This is a genomic window from Streptomyces sp. NPDC093221 (assembly GCF_044753885.1).
GTDB lineage: Bacteria > Actinomycetota > Actinomycetes > Streptomycetales > Streptomycetaceae > Actinacidiphila.
In genome coordinates, this window is the sequence record NZ_JBIVOA010000002.1 from 866,096 (window position 1) to 878,760 (window position 12,665).

11 protein-coding genes are annotated in these 12,665 nt (G+C 73.5%); 7 read left to right on the forward strand and 4 right to left on the reverse strand.

The window, feature by feature from the left end; translation table 11 throughout:
• The first annotated feature begins 74 nt into the window (after nucleotides 1–74).
• A complete protein-coding gene (locus ACIQCJ_RS09750) occupies nucleotides 75–383 on the forward strand; it encodes an ArsR/SmtB family transcription factor (protein WP_402711112.1) in 309 nt (102 codons plus the stop codon).
• The gene (gene arsB / locus ACIQCJ_RS09755; protein ID WP_402711113.1) at nucleotides 374–1,594 is read left to right on the forward strand and encodes an ACR3 family arsenite efflux transporter; all 1,221 of its coding nucleotides are present in this window, start codon (nucleotides 374–376) and stop codon (nucleotides 1,592–1,594) included. The genes ACIQCJ_RS09750 and arsB overlap by 10 nt, the downstream gene beginning before the upstream one ends.
• An 18-nt stretch (nucleotides 1,595–1,612) precedes the next feature.
• Here the strand turns inward: arsB and ACIQCJ_RS09760 are convergent, their stop codons facing one another.
• Nucleotides 1,613–2,158 (reverse strand): VOC family protein, encoded by a 546-nt coding sequence (locus ACIQCJ_RS09760; protein WP_391049126.1) that lies wholly within the window; start codon nucleotides 2,156–2,158, stop codon nucleotides 1,613–1,615.
• Nucleotides 2,159–2,282: 124 nt separating this feature from the next.
• Nucleotides 2,283–3,527: an MFS transporter gene (locus ACIQCJ_RS09765; RefSeq protein WP_402711114.1), complete on the reverse strand. Its 1,245-nt coding sequence runs from the start codon at nucleotides 3,525–3,527 to the stop codon at nucleotides 2,283–2,285.
• Nucleotides 3,528–3,654: 127 nt separating this feature from the next.
• Here ACIQCJ_RS09765 and ACIQCJ_RS09770 point away from each other — a divergent pair, with 127 nt between their 5' ends.
• From ACIQCJ_RS09770 to ACIQCJ_RS09785, 4 genes are all read left to right on the forward strand, one after another.
• A complete protein-coding gene (locus ACIQCJ_RS09770; protein WP_402711115.1) occupies nucleotides 3,655–4,641 on the forward strand; it encodes a LysR family transcriptional regulator in 987 nt (328 codons plus the stop codon).
• A gap of 152 nt (nucleotides 4,642–4,793) precedes the next feature.
• Nucleotides 4,794–5,528: a trypsin-like serine protease gene (locus ACIQCJ_RS09775; protein ID WP_391049122.1), complete on the forward strand. Its 735-nt coding sequence runs from the start codon at nucleotides 4,794–4,796 to the stop codon at nucleotides 5,526–5,528.
• 281 nt (nucleotides 5,529–5,809) lie between these two features.
• Complete coding sequence (locus ACIQCJ_RS09780; RefSeq protein ID WP_402711116.1) at nucleotides 5,810–6,967, forward strand: hypothetical protein; 1,158 nt, start codon at nucleotides 5,810–5,812, stop codon at nucleotides 6,965–6,967.
• Between the two features lie 379 nt (nucleotides 6,968–7,346).
• Nucleotides 7,347–10,592, forward strand: a complete 3,246-nt coding sequence (locus ACIQCJ_RS09785; protein ID WP_402711117.1) for a tetratricopeptide repeat protein — start codon at nucleotides 7,347–7,349, stop codon at nucleotides 10,590–10,592.
• Between the two features lie 175 nt (nucleotides 10,593–10,767).
• Here ACIQCJ_RS09785 and ACIQCJ_RS09790 read toward each other — a convergent pair whose 3' ends face one another.
• Together ACIQCJ_RS09790 and mca are read right to left on the reverse strand one after the other, a co-directional pair.
• Entirely contained in the window at nucleotides 10,768–11,049 is a 282-nt protein-coding gene (locus ACIQCJ_RS09790) for a hypothetical protein (protein WP_401312854.1), read from the reverse strand.
• A 14-nt stretch (nucleotides 11,050–11,063) separates the two neighbouring features.
• Nucleotides 11,064–11,936, reverse strand: a complete 873-nt coding sequence (gene mca, locus ACIQCJ_RS09795) for a mycothiol conjugate amidase Mca (protein WP_391127072.1) — start codon at nucleotides 11,934–11,936, stop codon at nucleotides 11,064–11,066.
• A gap of 145 nt (nucleotides 11,937–12,081) precedes the next feature.
• Between mca and ACIQCJ_RS09800 the strand changes: the two genes are divergently transcribed.
• Nucleotides 12,082–12,513 (forward strand): DUF4307 domain-containing protein, encoded by a 432-nt coding sequence (locus ACIQCJ_RS09800; RefSeq protein ID WP_355350127.1) that lies wholly within the window; start codon nucleotides 12,082–12,084, stop codon nucleotides 12,511–12,513.
• Nucleotides 12,514–12,665: the final 152 nt, after the last annotated feature.

Here is a 12,665-nt window from a genome sequence, read left to right on the forward strand (position 1 = left end):
ACGTGGCGAGGCGAACGAACGATTCAGCCCGCGCTGATATCAGCGGCGACTGATGTGTGACAGTATCAGTCTCCATGCTGACATCAGTCGACACTGATCTGATGCGGGTGCTGGCCGACCCGCTCAGGCTCCGGATCGTGACCCTGCTCGCTCGCGAGACCCTGTGCACCACGCACCTGGTCGAGGAGACCGGAGCCAGGCAGACCAATCTCTCCAACCACATGAAGGTCCTGCGCGAGGCGGGCGTGGTGGACACCGAGCCCTGCGGCCGGTTCGTCTACTACAAGCTGCGCCCCGAGGTGCTGGCCGGACTGTCCGAGCGGTTCGCCGCGCTCGCGGAGTCCGCGCGTACCGCCGCCGAGTACAAGCGGGCGTGCCCGTGACCTCGGCGGAACCCCGGCCCGCGCCCTCCGCGCAGCCCCGACCCGCGCCCTCCGCGGAACCCCGGCCCGCGCCCTCCGCGGAACCCCGGCCCGCGCCCTCCGCGCAGCCCGCCGCCGCCCGCCCACCGGACGGCGGTCCGGCCGCGCGCGACTCGGTCGTCGCGAAGCTCTCCGCCCTGGACCGCTACCTCGCGGTCTGGATTCTGGCCGCGATGGGGGCCGGTCTGGGGCTGGGCCGCGCCGTCCCGGGGCTGAACGACGCGCTCGCGAAGACCGCGATCGGCGGGATCTCGCTGCCGATCGCGCTCGGTCTGCTCGTGATGATGTACCCGGTGCTGGCCAAGGTCCGCTACGACCGGCTCGACCGCGTCACCGGCGACCGGAAGCTGATGGCGTCCTCCCTGCTCCTCAACTGGGTCGTCGGCCCCGCCATCATGTTCGCGCTGGCCTGGCTCTTCCTGCCGGACCTGCCCGAGTACCGCACCGGTCTGATCATCGTGGGACTCGCCCGCTGCATCGCCATGGTCATCATCTGGAACGACCTCGCGTGCGGCGACCGCGAGGCCGCCGCCGTCCTGGTCGCGCTCAACTCGGTGTTCCAGGTGCTCGCGTTCGCGCTGCTGGGCTGGTTCTACCTCGACCTGCTGCCGCGTCTGCTCAACCTCGGCGACGGCCAGGGCCTGGACGTCTCCGCCTGGCACATCGCGCTGAACGTCGTCGTCTTCCTCGGCGTGCCCCTGCTCGCGGGGTTCCTCACGCGCCGCGTCGGCGAGCGGCGCGTGGGGCGCGAGCGGTACGAGAGCGCGTTCCTGCCGAGGATCGGCCCGTGGGCGCTGTACGGGCTGCTGTTCACGATCGTCGTCCTCTTCGCGCTCCAGGGCGGGACGATCACCTCGCGCCCGCTGGACGTCGTACGGATCGCGGCTCCGCTGCTGGTCTACTTCGCGGTCATGTTCTTCGGCGCCTTCCTCCTCGGCAAGGGTGTCGGTCTGGCCTACGACCGCACCGCGACCCTCGCGTTCACCGCGGCGGGCAACAACTTCGAGCTGGCCATCGCGGTCGCCGTCGCCACCTTCGGGGTCACCTCCGGCCAGGCGCTGGCCGGGGTCGTCGGCCCGCTGATCGAGGTCCCGGTCCTGATCGGCCTCGTCCACGTCGCGCTCGCCTGGCGCCGGAGGTTCACCGCCGACGCGCTGACGACGGCTGATTGACGCTGATTGACCTACGCCTTACGCGTCCTGGCCGCGGGGCCAGGTCCTGACGGGGGCGCTGCTGCGGCCGGCCCGGCCGCTCAGCTCGGCGTCGAGGGTCTCCTGGGCCACGCGCATGGCCTCGGCGTACACGGGGTCCTCCAGCCGCTTCCACATGTCGTCCGCGGAGACGTCCTCCACGCGGCTGACCACCCACCAGATGTTGCCGAAGGGGTCCTTGATCCGGCCGCCGCGCTGTCCGAAGGCGTCGTCGGCCAGCTCCGTGACGATACGGCCGCCGGCCGCGACGGCCCGCGCGAACGCCTCGTCGGCGTCGGCGACGAACACCCGCAGCAGGCTCGGCACGACAGGCCAGTCCGCGTGCCGGTCGAAGGCCAGCACCACGGTGTCGCCGATACGGATCTCGCCGTGTCCGATCAGGCCGTCCTCCGTCGCCACCCGCCCGAGTTCCTCACCCCCGAACGCCGCGGCCACGAAGTCGAGGAACGCCCCCGTGTCGTCGGTGACCACCCAGGGCGCCACCGTGGTGTAGCCCTCGGGCGCGGCATTGGTCTTCTCGGGCATCGCGGTCCTTTCGCTGACATCGGTTGTCGACAGCGACGCTAGGCGCGATTGCGGTCAGTTCCGGTCCGCAACGGCGCAGCGGCGGTGCCGCGATCCGCCGATACCCCCGCCCGGGCCCGGTCGGTCACGGCCGGCCGGGGGCCACGGCCGGCTCGGGGCTCGGGGTGAGGTCGCGGCGGGGCAGCAGGAGCGGGGTGGTCAGGATGAGCAGGCCCACGACCGTGAGGGCGGTGCGCGGGCCGGTGACGTCGGCGAGCAGCCCGGCGAGCGCGGTGAGGACGGCGATGGCCGTCTGCTGGCCGATCGACCAGGCCGACAGGGTCCGGGCGACGAGGTGCCGGGGGGTGTGTTCGAGCCGGTAGGTGGCGAGCACCGGTGTGTACAGGCTCATGTTGACGATGATCGCCAGCTCGACGGCGATCACGGTGAGCAGGCCGACGACGCCGGGCCGGACGAAGGCCAGCCCGATCAGCCAGACGGCGCGCAGGGTGCCGACGGTCCGGAAGACCCACTGCTGCCCGTGGCGGGCGACCGCCCGGCGGGCCAGCCGCGAGCCGATGAGCCCGCCGACGCAGGGCGCGGCGAAGGCGAGGCCGTACTGCCAGGGCGGGAAGCCGAGTTGGCGCAGCAGGAGCACGGCGAGCAGCGGTTCCGTGGCCATGATCAGACCGCCGACGAGCAGCTGGTTGAGGTAGAGCGCCCGCAGTCCGGGGTGGCCCAGGAGATGCCGCCAGCCGTCGAGCAGCGCGCCCGCCCGGGTCGTCGGTGTGCCGGTGGGCCGCGGCGCGTCCTCCCGGCCGCGGATCGCGGTGACGCACAGCGCGGAGCACAGGTAGCTGAGCGCGTCGGCCACGACGGTGACGACCGGCCCGAACAGGCCGATGGCCGCTCCGCCGAGCGGCGGCCCGACCGCGATGGAGCTCCAGTTCGTGGACTCGAAGCGGGCGTTGGCCACGAGCAGGTCGTCCGGCAGGACGAGCATCTTGAGGTAAGCGCCGCTGGAGGCGTTGAAGGCGATCTTGGCCGCGGCGGACACGGCGGAGACCACGAGCAGGTGGACGAAGCTGAGCCAGCCGAGGGCGTACGCGGCCGGGACCGTCGCCATGACCGCGAACCGGGTCAGGTCCATCGCGACCATGACCGGGCGCTTGCGCCGGAACTCCACCCACGGCGCGAGCGGCAGCGCGATCAGCGCTCCCACCGCGGGCCCCACGGCGGACAGCGCGGACACCTCGGCGGGGCCCGCGTGCAGGGCCAGCACCGCGATCAGCGGCAGCGCGCCGAAGCCCAGCCCCGACCCGTAGGCGCTCACCGCGTACGCCGCCCACAGCCAGCCGAACGGCCGGCCCAGCGCTCTCCTGCCCCTCATGCGCGGCGCTCCCCCTTCGACGGGCCGACGTGGACCGGTGAGAGCTAAGCGAGCGGCACAACCGCAGGTCAAACAACCGCACCGCCCGCGATCCACAACCATTCGTTGTTCACTAAGGTGAATCGACGTGGACCTCGAAGCCGTACGCACCTTCGTCGCCGTCGCGGACGCGGGCCAGTTCCAGAAGGCCGCCGCCGACCTGTCGATCACCCAGCAGGCGGTCTCCAAGCGGGTCGCCGCGCTGGAACGCGCCCTGGGCATGCGGCTGTTCGCCCGCGCCCCGCGCGGCGCCGAACTCACCATCGACGGCCAGGCGTTCCTGCCCCACGCGCGCGAACTGCTGCGCGTCGCCGAACGCGCGGTCGCGTCCGTACGCCCCGGCCGCCGTCCGCTGCGCGTCGACGTGATGGCCTCGCGCGGCGCGCAGGCGGGCCTGATGCGCGGCTTCCACCGCGCGCACCCCGAGATCGACCTCGACGTGGTGATGCTGCTGGAATTCGGCACGGCCGTCGGCGCCGTCAGGTCCGGTGCGATCGACGCGACCTTCCGCGCCGTCGCCGCGCCCGGCCTGCCGCTTCCCGAGGACGTCGCGTCCGTACGGGTGCTCGACGAGCCGCTCCAGCTCCTCACCGGCCCGGCCCACGCGCTGGCGGGCGCCCGGTCGGTGACCGTCGAGCGGCTCGTGGGGCACCGGATCTGGATGCCCGGCATCGTCCCCGGCTCCGAGTGGGGCGCCTACTACGACGACCTCGTCGACGAGTTCGGCCTCACCATCGAGGCGACCGGCCCCAACTTCGGCTCCGACGCGCTCCTCGACACCCTCGCCGAGACCCCGGCGCTGGCCACCTTCATGGGCGAGCCCACCCGTCTCATCTGGCCCGCGGGCCACGGCCTGCGCCGTATCCCGGTGACCGATCCCACCCCCGTCTACCCGCACGCCCTCCTGTGGCACCGCGACAACCCCCACCCGGCGCTGGCCGTTCTGCGCGCCCACCTCGCCGCCGCGGCGACCGCCCACGACGCCGCCGGGACCTGGCGCCCCGACTGGGTGATCCCCCCGTCTCCGGTGTCACCGCCGACGAACTCCCGGCCGGATGCGCCGGGTGGCGGCTGACGGACGTGACGCCCGGTGCGCGTCCGGTCCGGAAAGCCGGGGGTCGGCGCGTACGCTCATGGGCGGAAGTTCCGGAAGTGGCGGAAGTGGTGCCAATGGCACCAGTGGCGCCAGCGGGAGCGGTGCCGGGTGAGCGTGAGGGGTGGTCGCGGATGGCGGGGCGGATTCGGGTGCTGCTGACGGCCGTACTGGTGGCCGTGACGGGGATCGTGACGGCGTCGGCACCGGCCTCCGCGGTGATCGGCGGGTCGAAGAGCACGTACGGGCCGTGGGCGGTGCGGATGTTCGTCGACGGGAAGCCGGTGTGCACCGGGACGGCCGTGACGCGCCGGTGGATTCTGACCGCCTCGCACTGCTTCTTCGAGCAGGCGCGGCCGGTCGCGGACAAGCGGATCACGTTCCGGGTGGGCAGCCTCGACGTCCGCAAGGGCACGACGGTCCGGCCGGTGCCCGGCGGGCGCGTGGGAAGCGCCGTCGCCGACATGATGCTGGTCGAGGTGCCGGCCATGAACGTCCGCACGGCGCGCCTGTCCACCGCGCCCGTCCGCCCCGGCCGGACCGTGCGGGTGTACGGGTGGGGCGCGACGTGCGCCGGGGACGAGAACTCCTGCCAGTCGCCGGTGCTCAAGCAGTCGCGGCTGCGGGTCGTCCGGCCGGACGACCCGCGGTGCGACGGCGCCACCGCGCCGGGCGGCTCGGACTTCTGCATGGTGAAGGTGTCCGGGATCCCCGCGGGCGGGGACTCCGGCGGACCGGTGATGAGCGTCGCCCCGCACGGCGCGGAAACCCTCCTCGGCGTCTTCGACGGCTCCGACCGGGAGAAGGTCGCCGAGGCCGGGGACGTCGGTCAGCAGCTCGCCTGGATCCGCTCGGTCACCCGCCGGTAGCCCCCACCGCCCGCCTCGATCCGCACCCGGCGGTGGCCGCCACCGCACGCCCAGATCCGCCCCGTCACCCGGCGGTACCCGCCACCGCCACCGGGCCTGCTGGGTACGGAACAGGCGGCGACATGGCCTGGAAGTCGGCGGGGCGCGTGGCGGGGGCTTCGGCGAGGGGCCGGACAGCTGGCGGACAGGTGCGGGACAACCGCCGTACACCGACCGGATAGACTGCCGCAATTCTGCACCTCACCCGTATGCACCGTTTTTCACGCCAAAGAGGGAGCGTCGTGGCGCTGCTCGACCACACCCGGCCGGCGCCCGCGGCGGAGCCCACCGGCCGGGGAGACGCGCTGCGGCGCGCGGCCCGCGCGGCGGCGCCCGCGGTCCTCGGCTATCTGCTGGTGCGGCTCGCGGCGACCGCGATGCTCTGGATGTGGGCGCGGTCGGAACACAAGAGCCTGCTGGGGCTGCTGGGCCGCAAATGGGACTCGCTGTGGTTCCTGGGCATCATCGAGCACGGCTACGACCACGGCACCCCGGCGCAGAGCAACCTCGCGTTCTTCCCGCTCTACCCCCAACTGGTGCGCGGCACCGCCGCGCTGTCCCCCACCGGGCCCGCGACCACCGGCGTCGTCCTCGGCTGGCTCTTCGCGCTGGCCGCCGCCTGGGGCATCTACGCGGTCGGCGCGAAGCTGTACGGCCAGCGCGCCGGGGTGGTGCTCGCCGTGCTGTGGGGCGTGGTCCCGCACGCCGTCGTCGAGTCGATGGCGTACACCGAGAGCCTGTTCACGGCGCTGGCCGCCTGGACGCTGTACGCGCTGCTCTGCGAAAAATGGCTGACCAGTGCCTTCCTGTGCCTGCTCGCCGGGCTGACCCGGCCGACCGCCTCCGCGCTGGTGCCGGTGGTCTGCCTGGCCGCGCTGTTCGCGATCGTCCGCGCGCCGCGCGCCTGGCGCGCGTGGGCGGCGCTGCTGATCGCGCCCGCCGGCTGGATCGGCTATCTGGTGTGGGTGGGCCTGCGGGTGCACCGGCTGGACGGCTGGTTCCACATCCAGAAGGACGGCTGGGGATCGTCGTGGGACGGCGGCCGGTTCACCGTCGACAGCGCCCGGCACATCCTCAGCACGCCGTCGGCGCTCGACCTGTACGCGGTGACCGTCGTCCTGCTGCTGGCCGTGGCGCTCTTCGTCCTCGGCGTGCTCGACCGGCAGCCCTGGCCGCTGCTGCTCTTCAGCTTCCTGCTGCTGGCCACCTCGATCGGCGGCTCCGGCTACTACCACTCCAAGGCGCGCTTCCTCGTCGCGGCCTTCCCGCTGCTCATCCCGCCCGCCGTGGCACTGGCCAAGGCCAGGACCGGTACGGCCGTCACGGTCGTGACGACGCTGACGCTGGTGTCCGGGTACTTCGGCGGCTATCTGCTGCTGGTCTGGAACCACTCCCCGTGAGCCGGGCGGTTCACAAGCCGTAGCGCCGACGCCGTCGAAGACGCGCGGCATCGCGGACTGCCACGGCGCGCGGGAGAGCAGGGGGCCGACGCCGAGGCGCACGAGATGCTCGACCTCTGCCTCGGCGACAAGGCGCCCTACGGCCTGATCGGCCTGTTCACCGGTGCCGCACCACCGGAACCCGCCTCCCCCGCGCGGGCCTGAACCGCGCGCGTGCGCGCGGCGGCGACGGCGGCTCCGCGCCCGGGAGGGGCGCGCGGGGACGGCGCTGTGGGATCCACAGGGCCGCGGGGGCTTGACGCGGGCGCTGGGTGGGCACCAAACCCACTCATGGGTTGTCCGCACGTCGAAGTTGTCGAAGCCGTACGCGGGAGGACATGTGCCGGAGTCACGGGCCGCGCTGCGCGCACCGCACCGGGCCGAGGTGGTGCGCCTGCTGGAGCGGGCGGTGGCCCAGCAGGGGCAGGGCGTGGACGGGAAGGCGCTGCTGGCGCGGGGGTTGGAGCGGCTGGAGGAGATCGCGGCCGCGGCGGACGAGGAGTACGGGGCGTACGTCAGGGCGCTGGAGGCCGGTCAGGCGGCCGGACCGCAGGAGCGCTCGGGGCGCGCCACCGCCGCGGTGCAGGGCCTGGTCGCGGGCGTAACGGCCGCGGTGGCCTTCGGAGTCGACCTCGGCTACGGCCTCGCGGCGGGACCCGCGCTGGTGACCGGCCTCGCGGTCGGCGCGGCGGGAGCGGTGACGCTGACCGGAGCGGGCAAGCAGGTAAAGGCGCGGCGCGCGGGCGCCGGCCAGGGCTTACCGGGCGGTCCGGAACAACTGCGGCTGCTGTGGCTGGCCGCGCTCGACCGCCGCGGCGTACGGCCGTTCATCGAGGCGCAGCGCGCGGTCGTCCCCGCGCCGCCCCGCAAGCAGTCCGCCAAGGTGCCCAACCAGCCCTCCCCGCCGCGCCGTTCGGGCAACGACCGCAGCGCGGCGGCCCGCACACGCGCCGTACTGGAGCAGTCGTTCGGCCATCTCCCGGACGCGGAAGGCCCGTTCGCCGGGCGCCGCGCCCATGTCGCGCGGATCGCCCAGTGGGTGCACCAGGCCCGGGTGTCCACGGCGGTACGGCCCACCGTGGTCGTCCTGCACGGCCCGGCGGGCAGCGGCCGTACGACGCTGGCGGTGCGTACCGCACGGCAGTTGAAGGACCAGTTCCGCGGCGCGTGCGTGGTGGACCTGCGCGGCGCGAGCGACGGCAGGACGCCGCTGCCCACCAGGGAGGCGCTGCTGCACCTGCTCAACCGGCTCGGCGCGCCCCGCGACCAACTCCTCTTCCGCGAGCGGCAGAATCAGGAACAGCACCTGCGACGGCTCAGCGAGCAGTACCAGCAGCACCTCAGGGACGTGCCCGTGGTGATCGTGCTGGACGACGCCACCGACGCGGCGCAGATCAGGACGCTGGTCCCCGAGCGGTCCGAGAGCCTGGTGCTGGTCACCAGCCGCGCGCCGTTCGACCCGGAGGAACTGGCACTGCCCGGCGCCTTCGTGCACAGCCTGGACGTCGGCGCGCTCGACGCGGACGACACCTTCGAGCTGCTGGGCGAACTGGCCGCGGCGGGCGGCGGCGCCGCCCCGCTGCGGGCGGAGGCCGAGCGGCTGCGCGACCTGTGCGCGGGTCTGCCGATAGCCCTGCGGATCGCCGGAGCCGCGCTCCCCGACCACCACGGCGCCACCGAACTCGCCGCAGACCTGGAGGTGTTCGGCCCGCGCGACCCGGTCGACCGCGTCCTCGCACTGCGCTACCACGACCAGCCGGAGCCCAACCGCCGCCTGCTGCGCCGCCTCGCGCTCGCCGGGCGCGCCAGCTTCGGCGCCGCCGCCGCGGCGGCCCTGATGGCCACCGACGAACGCGAGGCCGCCCGCAGGCTCGACGAACTCGCCGCCGCGGGGCTGATCGAGAACGTCCGCGGCAGCCGCTACCGCCCGCACGACCTCGTCCGCGCCTTCGCGGGCGAACGGCTGCTGGACGAGGAGGACCCGGTGGAGCGCGGCGCCGCCCACGAGCGGCTGATCCGCTCGTACGCGGACCTCGCGAACACCGTCATCCGGCTGGTCGAGGGCAAGACCTCCACCCGCGCCGGGCGCTTCGGCCAGCACGGCTTCGCCTCACTGGAGCTGGCGCTGCGCTGGCTGGACGAGGAGTCCAGCTTCATCACCGCCGCGCTGCGCGACACCGAGGGCGTCGACCGGGCCGCCGTACAGGCGCTGCTCGGCGCGCTGTGCGACTACTGCCTGCTGCGCGGCGACCTCTACCGGCTCGGCGAGATCAGCGAGATGGCGCAGGCCCAACAGGCCGCCGGGCAGCAGAAGTCGGGCCCCGACGAGGACCGCTCGGTGCTGGTGCGGTCGGTGCAGTGGCGTACGGGCATCGCGGCCCGGCAGCTCGGCGAGCTGGACAAGGCGCGGTCGACGCTGACGTCGGTGGTCGACCTGTACTTCGAGGCGCGGCACCCGTCGGGCGCGGCCCGCGCGCTGGACAGCCTCGGCATCACCCTGCACCACCAGGGCAACCTCAAGGAGGCCGAGCGCAGGCTGCGCGAGGCGCTGGAGATCCAGTCCGCCCCCGAGCTGGACGAGGACCGGGCCTGGACGCTGCACGCGCTGGCCGCCGTGCTGCGCGACATGGGCCAGGTCGGCACGGCGCTGGAGCTGCTGCGCGAGTCGCTGGCGCTGCACCGCGAGAACGAGAGCGTGCAGGGCGAGGCGTGGGCGCACCTCCAGCTCGGCCAGGTGTACCTGCGGCTCGGGCGGCTCGACCTCGGCGAGGCCGAACTGCGCGCCGCCGGACAGTCGTACGCGCTGGCCCGCGACCCGCGCGGCGGCGCGTGGACCGCGACGCAGCTCGCCCGGGCCCTGCTGCTGCGCGGCGAGGCCCGGCAGGCCGCCCAGGACCTGGACGAGGCGGTGCAGCGGCACCGCGCCTGCGAGGACGCGCGCGGCGAGGCGTGGACGCTGTACTACCTCGGGCACGCGCTGGAGGAGTCCGGCGACACCGACTCGGCGCTGCGCACCCTGGAACGCGCCCGCACGATGTTCTCCCGCATGCGGGACGTCTACGGGCTGGCCTGCGCCCGGCACCACTCCGCGCGGGTCACCCGCGACCAGCGGGCGGCCCGTACCGGCAATCTGCGCAACAGCGGCTTCGCCCGGCAGCTCCTCCAGGACGCCCGCCAGGACTTCCGCCGGATCGGCGTCGAGCACGGCGAGGCGTGGTCGTGCGTCGAGCTGTCCGTCATCGACGCCGGGAACGGGCGGCTGCCCGAGGCCCTCGCCCTCCTCGACGAGGCCGTCGAGCTCTTCCGGGGGCTCGGCGACCGGCGCGGCCACGACTGGGCCGTCTTCCTGCGCGCCACCGTCCAGCCGCTGCTCTCCGAGGACGGCCTGCCCCTGGCCCGCTCAGCCCTCGCCGGGCTCCTCGCCGACGCCTATCCGGGGCGGGACCCGGACCTCGAGGAGTACGTCGAGGCGTACGCCCTCTTCCTGGAGCGCGGCACCGTCGCCCCCGGCGGACCCTGGGACACCTGGCGCCTCGGCATGACCCCCGGCCGCTCCGCCCGCATGGTCATGGCCGTCCCCGTCTGACCCTTTGCACACGACGTGCCCCGTCGGGGGCGCGGGGAACCGCGCGGCCGGCGACGACGCTCCCACCCGCCCCGGCGGGGCAGATCGGTTGTCTCCGGACCACCGGCCGGTGGCGGCGGGCCGCGCAGTTCCCCGCGCCCCTGAAAAGCACGCCCCGCGCAAGGGCCGCCCCCCGTCAGGGGCGTGGCGGCTCCGGGGCGGAGGAGGCGGAGGCAGCGGGAGAAGCGGAGGGAGAGGCCGCGGGGGCCTCATGCGGCGGGCGAGCCGCAGGCTCCTCGGTGAAATCGATCTTCTTCATCTGCTTGCCCATGTTCTTCATCAGCAGCCACAGCCCGATGGCGATGGCGGCGAAGATCACGAAACCGAGGAGCCCCGGCGTCACCTTGTCCTGGTTCAGCTCACCGGCGGCGTTCGAGGCGAGCGGGACCAGCGTATTGAATCCGTGGGAGGCGTTCACCCGCCCATTGTCGCCTAGGCCCTCTCGATCCCCGCAAAGAGGTCGTCCTCAGGGATCGAGGTGTCCACGCGGGACTGCGCCAGCTCGTAGTCCTCGGTCGGCCAGACCTCCCGCTGGAGGTCCATCGGGATACGGAACCAGCCGCCGTCCGGGTCGATCTGCGTGGCGTGCGCGAGCAGCGCCTTGTCACGGATCTCGAAGAAGTCCGCGCAGGGCACGTGGGTGGTGAGCTGCCGCTCCGGGCGGTCGAACTCCTCCCAGCGCTTGAGCCACTCGCCGTACGGGGACTCCATGCCGCGCGCGAGCAGCGCCTCGTGCAGCGCGAGGGTGCGCTCCTTGTTGAAGCCCTGGTTGTAGTAGAGCTTCAGCGGCGTCCACGGCTCCCCGGCCTCGGGGTAGCGCTCGGGGTCGCCCGCGGCGTCGAAGGCCACCGCCGAGATCTTGTGCGTCATGATGTGGTCCGGGTGCGGATAGCCGCCGTTCTCGTCGTACGTGGTGATGACGTGCGGCCGGAACTCGCGGATCAGCTTCACCAGGGTGCCCGCGGCCACGTCCACGTCCTGGAGGGCGAAGCAGCCCTCGGGCAGCGGCGGCAGCGGGTCGCCCTCGGGCAGTCCCGAGTCGACGTAGCCGAGCCAGGACTGGCGGACGCCCAGGATCTGGCGCGCCTCGTCCATCTCCTTGGCACGTACCTCGTGGATGTTCTCCTCGATGTAGGGGTCGCCCTGGAGTTTGGGGTTGAGCACCGAGCCACGCTCGCCTCCGGTGCAGGTCGCCACCAGTACGTCCACCCCCTCGGACACGTACTTGGCCATGGTGGCCGCGCCCTTGCTCGACTCGTCGTCGGGGTGGGCGTGAACGGCCATCAGTCGAAGCTGCTCAGTCAAGGCTGGGTCCTCAGGTCTTCGGGGTCCGAGCGGCGCCGAGCCCCCGTCTTCTAAGCCCCCTCCGTCGGCCGAGAGGGCGCCTCCTATAGTGACCGAGTGAGGGGACGATTAATTCCGCCGTTCCCGCGCTCGGGAGGAAAAGCCTATGACCGCCGTGCGGCCCGGTGAGCCGGGCGCCCGCCCCGCCCTGCCCGACGGCAGGTACGGTCCGGGCGCCGACGCGCGGGCGGACCGCAAGCTGCGGATCGCCGCCGTCGTGCTGGGCGCGCTGATGGTCGTCGGCGTCGGCTGGTACGGCTGGCACGCCCTCACCGGCACCAAGGTCAGCGGTCAGGTCATCGCCTTCAAGGCCGTGTCGGACCAGGCCGTGGAGATCCACCTGGAGGTCCACAAGGACCCGGGGACCGTCGCCGTCTGCACCCTGCGCTCGGTGGACGTCGACCACAACGAGGTGGGCCGCAAGGACGTCCGCCTCGCGCAGCACGCCCGGCAGGTCGACACCGTCGTCACGGTGCGGACGACCTCGCGCGGTGAGACCGGTGAGCTGGTCAGCTGCCAGACCGCCCCGCGCGGCTGACCCCGGACCCCGGCACCCGCGTTCGTTTCTCGTCCCCTTGACCGACGAGTAATTGTTAGGCTCGTGGTTTCGTCCCGGCGACCGGTGGCAATGGACTTGTTCATCGGGGCGCACCCCGGCACCGGCCGTGGGGACGAGCCGTCGGCCCCACG